The following is a 14,532-nucleotide window of genomic DNA, read 5'->3' on the forward strand; positions in this document are numbered from 1 at the left end:
GGGTGGCGCTACACCTCGTCGACTCGATGGCGACGAGTAAGTCTGTGCCGCCCACCATTCTCCGTTCAGCTGGGCAAGTGGCTAAAACATCATGGTCGAATGAAGCTCGGCGTAACGCTGGGCCTTCATCGGCTCTGGCTCATATTGCCAGGTCGTTCGCTTCGACGTGACCGGCTGTTTCATCGGCGGTCGTCCACCAGATACGCGGATCGTTCCGCCTCGCGCAGGTCGGTCGGGACGCGCGCGAGTGGCGGTACGCGGTGCGCCTGTCCCATGATGTAGGGATGGAAAGCGATGCCCGGCACAAGCGGTCGGCGATCGCATTCCGACGACAGTTGTGCGACCGCCGAGCGGATCATTGCCGCGAAGGTCTCGGCCTCCTGCTTGCGTACGATGATCGCCGGCAGGTCGTTGCCGCCCCGCTTTTTGGAACGCCCACCATTGCCATGGCGGCAGGGGCAAAGGGCACGCGTATGTTTTAAGGAACGGGTTGTCTTGCGTCGCATGACTGCATCAGGGTGCCTGCCTGACGCCCTGAACGCGATCAGCCCCTCCGAATTCGGCGGAGGGGCCGATCGCTACCTTCAGGCGGCCGCCCCTCCGTCGATGTTCAGTGTAGTGCCCGTGATATAGCTCGCATCGGGTCCGGCAAGGAACGAGACCGCGCCCGCGATCTCGCCGACCTTGCCGTAGCGGCGAAGCGGTATGAATCCGATCATCTGCTGAGCGAATTCCCCATCGGCCGGATTCATATCCGTGTCGATGGGCCCCGGTTGCACCGTGTTTACCAGGATGTTGCGCGATGCGAGATCTTTAGCCCAGCCCCGTGCCAACGCCGCCACGGCTGCCTTGGTCGCGCTGTAGACCGCGGTCGCCGGGAAGGCGAGTTCGCCCGAGACGCTGCCTATCAGGATGATCCGCCCTCCATCGTTCATATGTGGTAATGCGGCTCGCGTACCAACATGGATGCCCTTCACATTGACGCCGAACTGGCGATCGAAGGTTTCATCAGTATCATCGGCGACAGCAGAGAACTCCGCGACGCCGGCATTATGGACGAGAATGTCGATCGCACCGAGCGCAGTCGCGGCCTGTTCGACGCCTGCGCGCTGCGATGCAGGGTCGGCGGCGTCGGCCTGGAATGCGAAGGCAGCGCCGCCAGCGCTCTCGATCGCCGCCACTGTAGCGTCTGCGGCCGCTTTGTTGCCGGCATAGGTGATCGCGACGACCGCACCGTCCGCTGCGAGGCGCTTGGCGATCGCCGCGCCGATGCCGCGCGATCCGCCAGTGACGAGCGCGTTTTTGCCCTGAAGTGACATGCTGATTCTCCAAAAGTTTGGCCCACGATCACGCCGTCGTGCGCTGCCGGCATGACGAAACATAAGCCGACGCTTCAATAGTTCAACATTACCGAACTATTAAATCGATACGATCTCCCTATATGTGCGCCATGCCCCGCTTCACGCATCCCAGGCTGGACGACGTTCCACTCGATCTCGCGCTTCACGCGCTGGCCGATCCCAATCGGTTGGGCATGGTTGCCCGCTTAGCCGCTACGGAGCGCCTGAGTTGCACGGGCGCAGCGCCGTGTGACTCCATTCCCAAAAGCACGCTGTCCAATCACCTCAAACTGCTCCGCGCCGCGGGGTTGATCGAGACGACCCAGGCTGGGCGAGAGATGATCAACACGCTGCGACGTTCGGATTTCGACCAGCGCTTTCCTGGTCTTCTCGACGTGGTGCTCGCCAACCACGTCCGTTGAGTTATACCGCGACGCTTGCAGTATAAGGGCAGCCTAGAGTGTATCAGGACTCACGCGATCGGGTCGGGTCGGGTCAACCGTTGTCGCTCTGTCGACTATCTCCAGCCACAAAAAGCGCGCCTGCGGCGATTTAATGCCCCGCAACCTGACCGCCGTCGACATGCAGTATCTCACCGGTCACGAACTTGGCGTCCTCGAGGTACAGGATGGCCTGCACCACGTCGGCGACCGTGCCCATCCGGCCAATGGGGTGGTAACGGCCGAGGCCAGCGCGCGTTTCGACAGGATGCATTGGCGTCGCTACGATTCCTGGTGACACGGCATTGGCTCGGATACCGCGCGCCGCGTATTCGATTGCCAGACTGCGCGTTGCAGCGGCGAGACCACCCTTGGTCAGCGATGCCAATACCGAGGGAAACTCGGCGTTGGCGTGTTCGGCCAACGTTGTGACGATCTGGACGATATGACCGCCATCACCGCGCAACATCGCTGGCACGGCGTGCCGGGTCATATGGAAGAAACCGTCTAGGTTGGTCGCGACGATCCTTCGATACTGATCGTCGGTATAGTCGGTGAATGCCTCGCCGATGAATACACCGGCGTTGTTGATCAGCGTGTCGATCCGACCGAACCGGTCGAGCGTTCGGGCGACCACCGCCTCGGCAGTCGCCGGGTTGCCGACATCGCCTGCCACAGTTAGCCAGTGTGGCTCGTCCGCGTCGGCGATGCTGCGCGATACGCCGACGACGCGCCAGCCGCGCTCGCGGTAGCCGCTGGCGATGCCCTCTCCCAAACCTTGCGACGCTCCCGTTACGATGACGACCTTGCCCGACATTACTCTTCCTGTTCTCCGGCGGTCGACGCACTCGGCCTGCCGCGGCCCAACGCCAAGCTTCGCTATTCGTGCCACGAAGACAGGCACTTATAAGTCGCAGCGGTCGCAGCGTCCCGAGGTGCCGGCGATACGAAAGGCTTCAGTTCGTCGCCATGAAAGAGCGGGTACCGGCATTCCGGCCTAGCCTGGACGGGCCTCGAGGTTCAGAACGTGAGCAAGGGCACATCGATGACGGACCATGGATCAGGGCACCTGCTCCGATCGTTGGACATGCGCCATCACGCTCGAACAGATGCCTGGAGACGCGCGAATGAATAATCGACCGCTGATCGTGTTCGACGTCAACGAAACGCTACTGGACATCGAGTTTCTTGAACCGCTGTTCACCGACATTTTCGCGGTTGCCGGTCGAATGCGGGAATGGTTCGCACAGGTAATCCTCTACTCGGAAACGCTGTCGCTTGCCGGGCCTTATGTCCCATTTGGCAAGTTGGGCGGTAGCGTATTGCGCATGCTCGGCGAGATCCACGGTGTCGCGGTTACGGACGACCATGTTCGCAAGCTTGGTACGCTGATGACGGACATGCCGGTACACGCCGATGTCGCCGAGGGTCTGAGCGTGCTGAAGGACGCCGGATTTTCGATCGTCACGCTGACCAACTCGCCGAAGAGTGCGGGGCCGGATCCGCTCGACAGGGCAGGTTTGGGATCGCTGTTCGACCAGCGGTTTACGGTTGATGCCGTACAGCGCTTCAAGCCGACGCCGGCAACCTATCAGCTGGTACAGGAGACCATGGGATCCACGCCAGACGCTACCTGGCTGATCGCGGCGCATACATGGGACACGATCGGTGCGCAGTCGTTCGGATGGAAGGGCGCCCTGGTCACCCGCGGCATGAATGCGCCTCTCGTCCTGGACGGCGTTCCACAGCCGACGCTGGTTGCGCGCGACGTCGCCGAAGCGGCACGTGCGATCACGACTAGACGATCATCGACACCCCAGACCCCCGACGCACCTGCCGATTTTATTTCGTCCTAAGCTCGGTTTTTGTGAGGTGAACGAATAGCCGCGGCCGAGCGGCCATAAGGCGCGGCCGGCTCGTCGGTCACGGGTATCTCGCGATGAGCCACGATGAGCCACGATGAGACGATCGAATCGGACGGCGCGCGGAACCGGTGCGCTCGATCACCTGACGCTCGCGGGCATCATGCTACCTCGAGGATCACGGTCGCGCCCGGCTGTGCGAATGACCAGTGCGACGCCAACTGCAAAGCCTACGCGCGGCTTCCACCGAAACTTTGGTTGCCCCCCGCATGGGCTAGCGTGGCACTCCCTCAGGTTCGGCAGTCGGTTGCGTATCCGGCACAGGTCCGTAAACGATTGAACATGATCAAATATCTGCTGCTCGCACTTGCAACCTTATCGGATACCGCTGCTGCGCAGGTCATGCAGCCGGGCGATTGGGACGTGACGTCCAAGGTCGTGGACATCACCGTACCGGGTGTGCCCGGGTTCTTGGTCCGGATGATGAAGGGCAAGTCGAAGGCGGAGCGCAAGCGTCTGTCGAGCGGACAGGGTATCGAGACGCTTCTGGCGCCCGACCCGAAAGCACAATGCCGGATCGACAGCCAGCATGTCGTCGGCGGCCGCTATACGCAGACGCTGAGTTGCCCGCAGAAGAAGGGCGATTGGATGCGTATCAATCGCACGGGCACGTATGATGCAACCGGGTTTACGGGTCGAGCTACTGTGAACGGCACCACGCCCAAGGGAATTCTCAACATCGTTCTGGATCAGCGCGCGTCGTACGTTGGTCGCGTCGCGCGATAGGGGACCAATGCGCAGTCATGCGGATGGATGGCCTTCCCAGCGTGAACGAAGCGCGCTGATCCGGAACTGCCACAGGCTCGATCTCCGCTAAAATCCGTCGCGAACCAGAATCGGCCTTTCGCGCGGATTACCCCTGGCCAGCCGCCTCGCGCGAACATCGTGAAATTTCAGCGGGTCGAACGGCGCGCGAGCCCGTTAGACGAAGCTTTCGACGCCGTATTCCTCGCTCTCGGGACGGTGATCGGCATAGCCGTACAGTTCCTTGGCCCAGAGTGGGTGCAACTCAGCCTTCTCGTCGTCGAACAGCACGGTATTCAGCACCGCGCCGAGCGAAACGCAGCCGTGCCGTGCCTCGATGATCCGCGCATCGGCGTTGAGCGAGGCAACGAGCTTGCGCACGGTGGCCAGTTGCTCGTCCTCGACGAGATCGGCCTTGTTGAGGACGATGACGTCCGCAAACTCGATCTGCTCGACCAGCAACCCGACCAGGCTGCGGCGATCGTCGTCGCCGAGCGCTTCGCCGCGGTCGACCAGGAAATCGGCGCACGCATAGTCGCGCAGCAGGTTCGCGGCGTCGACCACCGTCACCATCGTGCCGAGCCGCGCGACGTGCGACAGGCTTGCGTCCTCCCCGTCCTTGAACGCGAAGGTCGCGGCAACCGGCAAGGGCTCGGAAATGCCGGTACTCTCGATCACCAGGCAGTCGAACCGCCCGGCCTCGGCCAACGCGCGCACCTCGACGAGCAGATCCTAGCGCAACGTGCAACAGATGCAGCCATTGGTCATCTCGACCAGCGTGTCCTCGCCGCGCGACAGGGTGTCGCCACTGCGCACCAGGTCCGCGTCGATGTTCACCTCGGATATGTCGTTGACGATCAGGGCCACCCGCCGCCCCTCGCGGTTGGCGAGGATGTGGTTGCGCAGCGTGGTTTTCCCCGCGCCGAGGAATCCGGAGCACCGTCACCGGCAAAAGCTTTCTTGTATCGTCGCGCATCGATCCACCTTGCCAGATATGATATAATGTATCATTAGAGTGCCAAATATGGCGATGACAAGATGATAAACGTACGTGACCGCGGGATCGACTGGCTCGACCGCATCGCAATGACCGGATCTGCCGCCTGCATGATCCACTGCCTCGCGCTACCGCTCCTGCTCGCAGCAGCACCCGCGCTGTCGGCGGTCGTCGGGGTACCCGAGAGCTTCCACCGCTGGGTGCTGGTGTTCGCCGTGCCAGTGGCTGTGATCGCGCTGCTCGGCGGACACGCGCGCCATGCCGCGCGTTGGCCGTTGTTGCTCGGCGTCATCGGACTGACCCTGATGACGCTCGGCGCGTTTGCGGTCTCCGAAGGAAGAGTGGAGATCGCCGTGACTGTATCCGGCAGCATCGTGCTGGCTGCGGCACACATCGCCAATTTGCGCTTGCGCCGGGGGTGCGCCGCCTGGTGATCTCCCGTCAGCGGGTATTCAGGCGGATCGCCGTAACAGCCAAAATTCTCCGGCAGAGTATCGAGGCCATGAACGCTGCAGATCGTCCGTACGACGTCGCTTGGTGGAGCGATCTGGAGGAGGTACACAACTGGCGCGTCGATCATAGTCTGTCCGCGCTGCTGGTGCTGCAGGGCATCACGCTGTTCATCGTCGTGCCGCTGGCGCAGGGCACGGCATGTGGACGGACGCTGCTCGACATCTGTCATCTGGCCTTGCCGCGATCTGCATCACGGGTCTTACCCGGCATCGCCTGCTGCAGCTTCTACTGATCCTGTCGATCGTGCTGCTGACCGCATGGCCATTGCTGTGCAGGATCCTGGTGAGTGCGCATCACCTCGACGCGATCGAACAGCATGAGGTCATCGCGACGATCGCGTTCCTGTTTAACGGTGCGGTGACGGCCGTGGTCGCGCGGCATGTCTTCGCGGCCGGGCGCGTCACCCCGCGCCGCGTTCGCGGCGCCGTGCTGCTGTATCTCAACGTCTCGTCGCTATTCGCCATCGCCTATGGGGCGATCGAGATGCACGCGTCCGGCGCGTTCGGCGGGTCCGGCTTCGATCCGCACGTCGCGACCGCGTCGAATGCGGCGTTCACCTATTTCAGCCTGACGACGATCACGACCACGGGGTTCGGCGACATCGTACCGCTGACGCCGCTTGCACGCAGCCTGTCCAACCTCGAGGCGCTGATCGGTCAGCTGTTCCCGGCCCCGCTGTTGGCGCGGCTAGTCGCGCTCCACCTCGCGCATGAAGAACAGATCAAGGGGTAGCCACGAGACCGCGTATAGGGGGGGGCGCCGTCCTCACGACACAGACCTCCACGGCTTGCGATCTAGCCGAACGCCTTGCTGATACCAAAGAACACGCCGCGGCGCGGGCCGTATTGCGGCGCGCCGACGCCGACCCCGCCGCCATCGCGGATTTCGTATTTGTGGTCGGCGAGGTTGATGACGTCGAACCGTATGTCGATCCCCGGTCCGCTGAAATGATGGTTCGCGGTGAGGTTGACCTGCGCATAGGGCGACAGCTTGCCGCCATTGGGAACCGTGCTGCCATCCGGCAGGGTCTGATCGGTGCGCAGACCGGAGCCGTAGAGCATGCTGCCCCCGACACTGCTGCCTGCAAGCGCGCCGGACTGCGCCGTTGCAAGTCGCGGACAATCGCATCGGTTCGCTGGTGCGTGAACTACGCGCGCGGGGTCACGGCACAACACGGGTCGATCTTTGCGGCGGCCTGAGCTTCCCTACCTCGTCGATGACGTGGTCCCGACGCTCGACGCCTATGCTGCGATGGTCGCGAAGGTCACGCGCGGCTGAGATGTCGCGCTGACGTTCGAGCCGGGCCGGGCCGTTGCGGGGCTTGCCGGCATTGTGATGATACGAGTGACCTGGGTAAAGCCGGGGGCGGACTATCTCTTCGTCATCGTCGATGCCGCGATGAACGACTTGGCCCGACCGGCGCTGTACGATGCGTTCCACCGCTTCGAGGCCGTCGCTCCGGGCGGCAAGCGGATGGTCGCGAACATTGCAGGGCCGACCTGCGAAAGCGGCGACATGTTTGCCGTCGCCCGCGATATCGACCGCTTCCTGCCCAGAAATTCGCCGCATAGAGCACGCCGAGATCGGACCGAAGGCGTCGCGCATCGGTGTCGCGATACGCCGACCGTCACGATCGCCGCCATGACCACGGAACGTCGCGGGCGCTGCTTCGCTGTGGGGACAGCGGGCGATGGGCCCCGAGACGAGGACGGCGAGCATGACCCAGAAACCAAACGGTGCGATCACGGACGAGCGCAGCGGCGGTCTGTCCCGTCCTGCTGCGTTGGCGGTCGTCGCAGCCGTGCTCGGCGCGAGTGCGGTGCTGGGACGCCGCAACGCACCCGACCCCTCGCATCCCGGTATCAGACGTTGGTACAAACGGCTCGACAAGCCGAGCTACACACCGCCGGATGCCGCGTTCGGTGCGGTATGGCCGATGCTCGAGACCGGGCTCGCAGTCGGTGGCTATCGCCTGCTGCGCCGTCCCGCGGATACCCGGCGGAACGTTGCCGTCGGCTTATGGCTGGTCAATACCGGCATGGTTGGCGGCTGGACCGAGTTGTTCTTCCGGCGCAAGGCACTGGGGCCGAGCGCGGTCGTATCCGGCGCGATGATCGCGAGCGGCGTTGCCTATGTCGGGGCGGCGGCCAAGGTCGATCGCACGGCGGCCGCGACCGCGGTGCCCTTCGTTGCGTGGCTTGGGTTCGCGACCTTGCTGGCCGAGCGCATCTGGGAGCGGAACCGGTCCGACGGCTCGGACGAGGCATGAACCGCCTGACGGTCTGGCATGACGGCGGGTGTCCGCTGTGTCGACGCGAGATCGCGCTGATGCGTCGTCTCGATCGACGGGGCGCGATCGATTTCGTCGACGCGAGCAACGGCAACACGAGTTGTCCGATCGACCGGAGCGCGATGCTGGCACGGTTTCATGCCCGCGAGGGTGACCGGATGCTGTCCGGCGCAGCGGCGTTTGCGGCAATGTGGCGCGCCATCCCGGTGCTGCGACCGCTTGGATTGGCGGCGCGCAACCCGGTCGTGCTTGCTGGTCTGGAGCGGGTTTACGGTGCGTTTCTGCGTGTTCGGCCCCGGCTGCAATCCTTTGCCCGGAAGATGGAGAACACGGGGTGAGGCCCGTCACGCCCGATATCGCGCGACCGGGCCAGGAAAGCGTCTGGGATTATCCACGCCCGGCGATCGCGCAGCCGAGTGGTCGCCACGTTCGGATCGAGCATCGCGGCGTCGTGCTCGCCAACACGCTGCACAGCGTTCGGACCATCGAGACGAGCCATCCCCCGAGCTATTACATTCCGCCGTCGGACATACTGATGGCGGCGCTGCGGCGGTCTTCTCGGCAATCGTTCTGCGAATGGAAAGGCAACGCGGTCTATTATGATGTCGAGATCGCAGGCGAGGTCTTCCACGACATCGCGTGGAGCTATCCATCGCCGACGCGCGGTTTTGCCGCCTTGCGCGATCATGTCGCCTTCTACGCGGCGCCGTTCGACGGCTGCTTCGTCGATGGCGAACGCGTCATCCCGCAGCCCGGCGAGTTTTACGGCGGCTGGATCACGTCGGATATCGCCGGCCCGTTCATGGGCGTGCCGGGCAGCCGATACTGGTAGTTTGCCACCCGATGTCCCCGTGGACCGGATGCGCCGGGGTAGTGGATCCTCGGTTCACCCTATTTCCGACCGAATTCGATATTGTTTACCCCGCGGGCCGCGTCCGACGCGTTAGGGCAGGGTGCCGGCTCGCCATCAACCTTTGGCTCGTCACCAAGGCGGGTCGGCACACCCCGTTCCGGCTCGCGGTTCCGAAATACCGCGCTACGATGCCTCGGCGATCAGCTTGGCGGCGGCCGGCGTGTTCCATTCATAGCCTCCGGTCATCCGCCACACCTCCTTGCCAGCCGAATCGTAGAGGATCGTCGTCGGGAGGTTCGCCTGGTAGGCAAGGCTCAGGCCCAGCTTCGGATCGAGATACGGCGTCAGCGTCGTGAACTTCTTCTCGGCAAAGAACGGCGCGACCTTCTCAGCCCCCTGCATGTCCTGGCTGACGGCGAGCACCTGTACCTTGCCGGCGAGCGATCTGGCGGCGGCATCAAGCGTCGGCATCTCGGCGACGCACGGCGCGCACCAGGTCGCCCACATGTTGAGCAACAATGGCTTGCCCTTGAACGAGGCGAGCGTGACCGGCTTGCCATCGGGGGCGGTGAAGGCGACGGTTGGCCCGGTCTCGCCCTTGTGGCTGCGATCGAGCTTTTCGGCGCTGACCGTCGGGCCGGTCGCTTCGTCGGGAGCAGGGCCTGCCGCGACCTCATCGGCGGATACGGTGTTCGCGGCGGCGACGTTTGCTTGCTCCGGCGCGGTCGATTTCCTATCGCAGCCGGCGACCAGCAGGCCCATCCCCATGACGGCGGCGATAGGTAGCGAATTGAACACAGGACGCGAGAACATGGACGGTTCCAATTCGATGTGGGGCGGGCGGTTTGCCGAAGGGCCGGCAGCGGTCATGCGCGAGATAAACGCCTCCATTCCCTTCGACAAGCGCCTCTGGCAGCAGGATATTGCCGGATCGAAGGCGCATGTCGCGATGCTCGGCAAGCAGGGCATCGTGTCGGCGGAGGATGCGGCGACGATCGCGGCGGGGCTCGACACGGTGGCGGTGCATTATGCCCAACACGGCGTCGAGGAGGATCTGGTCCTCGAGGATATCCACATGCAGACCGAGGCGCGACTGGCGGATGCGATCGGCCCGGTCGCGGGACGGCTGCACACTGCGCGGTCGCGAAACGACCAAGTCGCGACCGATTTTCGCCTCTGGGTGCGCGATGCGATCGACCAGGCGCTGGCGGCGCTCGCCGGGTTCCAGGCGGCGTTGCTTGCCCGGGCGGAAGAACATGCGGCGAGCGTGATGCCCGGCTTTACGCATTTGCAGTCCGCGCAGCCGGTGACGCTCGGCCATCACCTGATGGCGTATCACGCGATGATTTCGCGCGATGTCGGGCGGTTCGCCGATGCCCGCACAAGGATGAACCGATCGCCTCTCGGCTCGGCCGCACTTGCCGGCACAGGCTTTCCGATCGACCGCGCGATGACCGCCGAGGCGCTCGGCTTCGATGGGCCGATGACCAATTCGCTCGACGGCGTCAGCGACCGCGATTTCGCGATCGAGTATCTGACCGCCGCGACGCAGACCTCGCTCCACCTCTCGCGGCTCGCCGAGGAGTTCGTGCTGTGGGCGTCGCAGCCGTTCGGGTTCGTCGCGCTGAGCGATCAATGGTCGACTGGCAGCTCGATTATGCCACAGAAGCGCAATCCCGATGCGGCCGAGCTGGTGCGCGGGCATGCCGGACGCATCCTCGGCTGCATGACTGCGCTCATGGTGACGATGAAGGGCCTGCCGCTCGCCTATTCGAAGGACATGCAGGACGACAAGCCACCGGTGTTCGAGGCGCATGACCTGCTCGCGCTGTCGATCGCGGCGATGACGGGCATGGTCGAGAGCGCGACGTTCCGCACCGACCGGATGCGCGGGCTGGCGGAGAGCGGGTTTGCGACCGCGACCGATCTCGCAGACTGGCTGGTGCGCGAGGCGGGGCTCCCGTTCCGCGAGGCGCATCATGTGACAGGGCGCGCGGTGAAGCTTGCGGAAGAGCGCAAGGTCGCGCTCGACGCGCTGCCGATCGAGGACCTGAAGGCAATCGATGCGCGGATCGACGAACGCGTGTACGGCGTGCTCTCGGTCGATGCGTCGGTCGCCAGCCGGACCAGCTTCGGCGGCACTGCGCCGGACAATGTGCGCGCTGCGATCCGTACGGCGCGGGGGGAGGTAGCATGAAACGGCTTTTCGGCATCGTGGGATTGGCACTGGCCCTGTCGGGTTGCGGCGCAGCGGACGGACTCGTGCCCGCGGAGGGCAAGACGCTCCCGATCGCGCCGTACGGTGCGAAAACGCCGCCGACTCCAGAGCAGTTGCTGACCCCCACGACGCAGCAACGCCCGCAGCGCAGCGACGAGCTGCTCACCACATCCCAGCCGCGGCGCAGCGACGAGTTCGACCTGCCGCCGCCGAATTGAAGACCTGAATCATGGATCATTTCGCCTATCGTGACGGTGTCATGCACGCCGAGGACGTCGCCCTGCCGGCGATCGCCGAAGCCGTCGGCACGCCCGTCTATGTCTATTCGACTGCCACCTTCCGCCGTCACGCACAGGTGTTTCGCGACGCGCTGAAGGGCGCGGGGCGCATCCATCTAGCCTATGCGATCAAGGCCAACCCCAACGTCGCGGTGCTGCGCGTGCTCGCCGACGAGGGATACGGCGCCGACGTCGTCTCCGCGGGCGAGATGCAGCGCGCGCTGGCGGCGGGAATCCCGGCATCGGACATCGTGTTCTCGGGCGTCGGCAAGACGCGGCGCGAACTGGCGCAGGCGCTCGACGCTGGGATCGGCCAGTTCAATCTGGAGCTGGAGGAAGAGGGCGAAGTCCTCGCCGCGCTCGCCCACGCCCGCGGCCAACGCGCGCCGGCGGTGCTGCGCGTGAACCCCGACGTCGATGCTGGCACACACGCTAAGATTTCGACCGGGCGCAAAGAGAACAAGTTCGGCGTCGCGATCGACCAGGCTGTGGCGATGTTCGACCGCCTGTCGAAGCACGACGGGCTCGACCTGCGCGGTGTCGCGATCCACATCGGCAGCCAGCTCGCCGACCTCGCGCCTTTGGAGGCCGCCTATGCGCGGATCGGCGAACTGGTCGAGGAGCTGCGTGCTGCCGGTCACACGATCAGCCGCGTCGATCTCGGCGGCGGGCTCGGCGTGCCGTACAAGCCTGGCGACGTGCTGCCGAGCCCGGCCGACTATGGCGCGATGGTCGCGCGCGCAACCGCCGACTGGGACGTCGAACTGATGTTCGAGCCCGGGCGGGTGATCGCGGGCAATGCCGGCGTGCTGCTGACCGAGGTGATCTGGGTAAAGCCCGGCGTCGTGAACCCGTACGTCATCGTCGATGCGGCGATGAACGACCTCGCGCGCGTCGCGATGTACGACGCGTATCACGACTTCGTCGCGGTCGCGCCGACCGGCGAGCGGATGACCGCCAACATCGCCGGACCGGTGTGCGAGACCGGCGACACGTTCGCGATGGGCCGCGATATCGATGCGGTGAAGTCGGGCGATCTCGGCATCTTCCGCACTGCGGGCGCGTATGGCGCGACGATGGCCTCGACCTACAACAGCCGCGCTTTGGTGCCCGAGGTGCTGGTCGATGGCGACCGGTTCGCGGTGGTCGCCGACCGCATCCACCCCGAGACGATCCTGGCTGCCGAGCGCGTGCCGGAATGGCTCAAGCGGTGATACTCCAGAGCCTGCCGCTGTTCGTGAGGCTGGCAGGGCGCCCGGTGATCCTGCTCGGCGAAGGCGAGGCGGCGGACGCGAAACGGCGGTTGCTCGATCGTGCAGGCGCGGACGTCGTTGGCGAGGATGCTAGCGCTTCGCTCGCGATCGTCGCGATCGACGACGAGGACGAAGCGCTGGCGGCGGTCGCACGGCTGAAGGCGCGCGGCATCCTGGTCAACGCGGTCGACCGTTCCGCGTTGTGCGACTTCACGCTGCCCGCCATCGTCGATCGCGCGCCGGTGCTTATCGCAATCGGTACGAGCGGTGTTTCGGCCGGGTTGGCGGCGGCGTTGCGCCAGCGTCTGGAGGCACTGATCCCTGCCGATCTCGGCAAGCTCGCGCTGGCGTTGCAGGCTGCGCGGGGGGCCTTGCGAAAGCGCTGGCCCGATATGGGGGAGCGTCGCCGTGCGCTGGCTTCGGCGATGGGAGCGGGCGGTCTGCTCGATCCGCTGTCGCCGACACACGATGTGGACGCATGGCTGGCCCCGACAGCCGAGCCCGCTGCAAAGCGCGACGTGGCTATAACACTCGTTCTCCTGTCCGACGATCCCGAGGACCTGACGCTCCGCCAGGCTCGCGCGCTTGCCAGCGCCGACCGAATCTATCACGGCGCTGATGTCCCTGCGGCGATCCTCGACCGTGCGCGTGCCGACGCCGCGCGGCTGTGCGAGGCGATGCCCGCCGATCCAGGCACCGGCCTGTCGGTCGAAGTCGAGATGGCGCGATGAGCGGTTTCGCATTCCGGATCGTCGACGGAAAAGCGACGCGCGTCGACGTCAAGGAAGCGCTCACCTGCGCGGCCGACCTCGTCTGGGTGCATTTGTCGACCACGGCGGAGCATGCGCAGGCGTGGCTGCGCGACGAGGCCAAGCTGCTCGACTATGTCGTCGATGCGCTCACCGCGACCGAGACCCGGCCACGCTGCGAGGCGGTCGGCGACGGGGCGTTCCTCAATTTGCGCGGGCGATCGAAGGAGGAGCTCGACACCTCCGACCTGCTCGCGTCGGTGCGGATCTGGGCGGTGAAGGGCCGCGTCTATTCGGTCACGCGGAAGCCGCTGATCGCGGTCGCCGAGGTCGAGAAGATGGTCGAGCGCCACGAGGTGCGCGATCCGGGCGACCTGATCGCCGCGTTCGCCACCGCGATCACCACCGATCTCGATCCCGACGTGGCGACGCTCGGCGACGAACTCGACGATTGCGAGGAGCAGCTCGACGCCAACCGCGTGTTCGAACTGCGCCGCGCGGTCAGCAAGGTGCGCGTCGCGGCTATCGGCTACAAACGCTTCCTAAGTCCGCAACGCGCCGCGCTGGAGAAGCTGGCGGCGCTACCCGGCGACTGGCTGGCCGACGATGACCGGTTGCATCTGGCGGCGGCGGCGGACCGCGCCGCGCGGATGGCGGAAGAGCTAGAATCGATCCGCGAACGCTCGGCGCTGATCCACGAGACGCTGACCGACCTGCGCGCCGAACAGATCGACAACCGCTCGCTGATCATCTCGATCGCGGCGATGGTGTTCCTGCCGCTCACGTTCCTGACCGGCCTGTACGGCATGAACGTGAAGGGCCTGCCCTATGCCGAGGAGCCGTGGGCGTTCGATGCGATCGCCGGAGCCTGCGTGCTGATCGCGGTCGGCGTCGTGGCGTATTTCTCCATGCGCCACTGGTTCAAGCGGTAGCGT

Annotated in this window: 19 protein-coding genes and 2 pseudogenes; 15 read left to right on the forward strand and 6 right to left on the reverse strand. The window is 65.1% G+C overall.

What is annotated here, in order from left to right:
• Positions 1 to 179: 179 nt before the first annotated feature.
• Positions 180 to 506: a hypothetical protein gene (locus AC1MH0_RS12860; RefSeq protein WP_480963107.1), complete on the reverse strand. Its 327-nt coding sequence runs from the start codon at positions 504 to 506 to the stop codon at positions 180 to 182.
• Positions 507 to 584: 78 nt separating this feature from the next.
• The gene (locus tag AC1MH0_RS12865; RefSeq protein ID WP_480963108.1) at positions 585 to 1,319 is read right to left on the reverse strand and encodes an SDR family oxidoreductase; all 735 of its coding nucleotides are present in this window, start codon (positions 1,317 to 1,319) and stop codon (positions 585 to 587) included.
• Positions 1,320 to 1,450: 131 nt separating this feature from the next.
• Here AC1MH0_RS12865 and AC1MH0_RS12870 point away from each other — a divergent pair, with 131 nt between their 5' ends.
• Positions 1,451 to 1,762, forward strand: coding sequence for an ArsR/SmtB family transcription factor (locus AC1MH0_RS12870; protein WP_480963109.1), 312 nt, complete (start codon positions 1,451 to 1,453; stop codon positions 1,760 to 1,762).
• Between the two features lie 130 nt (positions 1,763 to 1,892).
• On the opposite strand, the gene AC1MH0_RS12875 is transcribed toward AC1MH0_RS12870, so the two are convergent.
• Positions 1,893 to 2,597 (reverse strand): SDR family NAD(P)-dependent oxidoreductase, encoded by a 705-nt coding sequence (locus AC1MH0_RS12875; RefSeq protein WP_480963110.1) that lies wholly within the window; start codon positions 2,595 to 2,597, stop codon positions 1,893 to 1,895.
• A gap of 238 nt (positions 2,598 to 2,835) precedes the next feature.
• On the opposite strand from AC1MH0_RS12875, the gene AC1MH0_RS12880 reads away from it, so the two are divergent.
• Positions 2,836 to 3,636 (forward strand): haloacid dehalogenase type II, encoded by an 801-nt coding sequence (locus AC1MH0_RS12880; protein WP_480963111.1) that lies wholly within the window; start codon positions 2,836 to 2,838, stop codon positions 3,634 to 3,636.
• A 348-nt stretch (positions 3,637 to 3,984) separates the two neighbouring features.
• On the forward strand, positions 3,985 to 4,428 hold the full coding sequence (locus AC1MH0_RS12885) for a DUF3617 domain-containing protein (RefSeq protein WP_480963112.1): 444 nt from the start codon (positions 3,985 to 3,987) through the stop codon (positions 4,426 to 4,428).
• 195 nt (positions 4,429 to 4,623) lie between these two features.
• Here the strand turns inward: AC1MH0_RS12885 and AC1MH0_RS12890 are convergent.
• Positions 4,624 to 5,352: pseudogene (locus tag AC1MH0_RS12890) on the reverse strand (GTP-binding protein).
• A 132-nt stretch (positions 5,353 to 5,484) separates the two neighbouring features.
• On the opposite strand from AC1MH0_RS12890, the gene AC1MH0_RS12895 reads away from it, so the two are divergent.
• The 3 genes from AC1MH0_RS12895 to AC1MH0_RS12905 all read left to right on the forward strand — a co-directional run bounded on the left by AC1MH0_RS12895 (position 5,485) and on the right by AC1MH0_RS12905 (position 6,688).
• Positions 5,485 to 5,877: a MerC domain-containing protein gene (locus AC1MH0_RS12895; protein WP_480963113.1), complete on the forward strand. Its 393-nt coding sequence runs from the start codon at positions 5,485 to 5,487 to the stop codon at positions 5,875 to 5,877.
• Between the two features lie 68 nt (positions 5,878 to 5,945).
• Positions 5,946 to 6,188: a hypothetical protein gene (locus tag AC1MH0_RS12900; protein ID WP_480963114.1), complete on the forward strand. Its 243-nt coding sequence runs from the start codon at positions 5,946 to 5,948 to the stop codon at positions 6,186 to 6,188.
• 11 nt (positions 6,189 to 6,199) lie between these two features.
• The gene (locus AC1MH0_RS12905; RefSeq protein WP_480963115.1) at positions 6,200 to 6,688 is read left to right on the forward strand and encodes a potassium channel family protein; all 489 of its coding nucleotides are present in this window, start codon (positions 6,200 to 6,202) and stop codon (positions 6,686 to 6,688) included.
• A 62-nt stretch (positions 6,689 to 6,750) separates the two neighbouring features.
• On the opposite strand, the gene AC1MH0_RS12910 is transcribed toward AC1MH0_RS12905, so the two are convergent.
• The gene (locus tag AC1MH0_RS12910; protein WP_480963116.1) at positions 6,751 to 7,017 is read right to left on the reverse strand and encodes a hypothetical protein; all 267 of its coding nucleotides are present in this window, start codon (positions 7,015 to 7,017) and stop codon (positions 6,751 to 6,753) included.
• A gap of 274 nt (positions 7,018 to 7,291) precedes the next feature.
• On the opposite strand from AC1MH0_RS12910, the pseudogene AC1MH0_RS12915 reads away from it, so the two are divergent.
• From AC1MH0_RS12915 to AC1MH0_RS12930, 4 genes and pseudogenes are all read left to right on the forward strand, one after another.
• Positions 7,292 to 7,435: pseudogene (locus AC1MH0_RS12915) on the forward strand (diaminopimelate decarboxylase); the annotation flags it as partial.
• 238 nt (positions 7,436 to 7,673) lie between these two features.
• On the forward strand, positions 7,674 to 8,225 hold the full coding sequence (locus AC1MH0_RS12920) for a TspO/MBR family protein (protein WP_480963117.1): 552 nt from the start codon (positions 7,674 to 7,676) through the stop codon (positions 8,223 to 8,225).
• A complete protein-coding gene (locus tag AC1MH0_RS12925) occupies positions 8,222 to 8,584 on the forward strand; it encodes a thiol-disulfide oxidoreductase DCC family protein (RefSeq protein ID WP_480965741.1) in 363 nt (120 codons plus the stop codon). Before AC1MH0_RS12920 ends, AC1MH0_RS12925 begins: the two co-directional genes overlap by 4 nt.
• A complete protein-coding gene (locus tag AC1MH0_RS12930; protein WP_480963118.1) occupies positions 8,581 to 9,078 on the forward strand; it encodes a DUF427 domain-containing protein in 498 nt (165 codons plus the stop codon). The genes AC1MH0_RS12925 and AC1MH0_RS12930 overlap by 4 nt, the downstream gene beginning before the upstream one ends.
• A gap of 204 nt (positions 9,079 to 9,282) precedes the next feature.
• Here the strand turns inward: AC1MH0_RS12930 and AC1MH0_RS12935 are convergent, their stop codons facing one another.
• On the reverse strand, positions 9,283 to 9,912 hold the full coding sequence (locus tag AC1MH0_RS12935; RefSeq protein ID WP_480963119.1) for a TlpA family protein disulfide reductase: 630 nt from the start codon (positions 9,910 to 9,912) through the stop codon (positions 9,283 to 9,285).
• Between AC1MH0_RS12935 and argH the strand changes: the two genes are divergently transcribed.
• The 5 genes from argH to AC1MH0_RS12960 are packed head-to-tail and all read left to right on the forward strand — an operon-like array spanning position 9,911 to position 14,529.
• Positions 9,911 to 11,296, forward strand: coding sequence for an argininosuccinate lyase (gene argH / locus AC1MH0_RS12940; protein ID WP_480963120.1), 1,386 nt, complete (start codon positions 9,911 to 9,913; stop codon positions 11,294 to 11,296). The genes AC1MH0_RS12935 and argH overlap by 2 nt on opposite strands.
• Positions 11,293 to 11,535 carry a hypothetical protein gene (locus AC1MH0_RS12945; RefSeq protein ID WP_056061645.1) on the forward strand — a complete coding sequence of 81 codons (243 nt, stop codon included), beginning with the start codon at positions 11,293 to 11,295 and terminating at the stop codon, positions 11,533 to 11,535. Before argH ends, AC1MH0_RS12945 begins: the two co-directional genes overlap by 4 nt.
• An 11-nt stretch (positions 11,536 to 11,546) precedes the next feature.
• Positions 11,547 to 12,809, forward strand: a complete 1,263-nt coding sequence (lysA, locus tag AC1MH0_RS12950) for a diaminopimelate decarboxylase (protein WP_480963121.1) — start codon at positions 11,547 to 11,549, stop codon at positions 12,807 to 12,809.
• Positions 12,806 to 13,579: a precorrin-2 dehydrogenase/sirohydrochlorin ferrochelatase family protein gene (locus AC1MH0_RS12955; RefSeq protein ID WP_480963122.1), complete on the forward strand. Its 774-nt coding sequence runs from the start codon at positions 12,806 to 12,808 to the stop codon at positions 13,577 to 13,579. Before lysA ends, AC1MH0_RS12955 begins: the two co-directional genes overlap by 4 nt.
• A complete protein-coding gene (locus AC1MH0_RS12960) occupies positions 13,576 to 14,529 on the forward strand; it encodes a zinc transporter ZntB (protein WP_480963123.1) in 954 nt (317 codons plus the stop codon). The genes AC1MH0_RS12955 and AC1MH0_RS12960 overlap by 4 nt, the downstream gene beginning before the upstream one ends.
• The last annotated feature ends 3 nt before the right edge of the window (positions 14,530 to 14,532 follow it).

It is taken from the genome of Sphingomonas sp. AP28 (genome assembly GCF_056680455.1).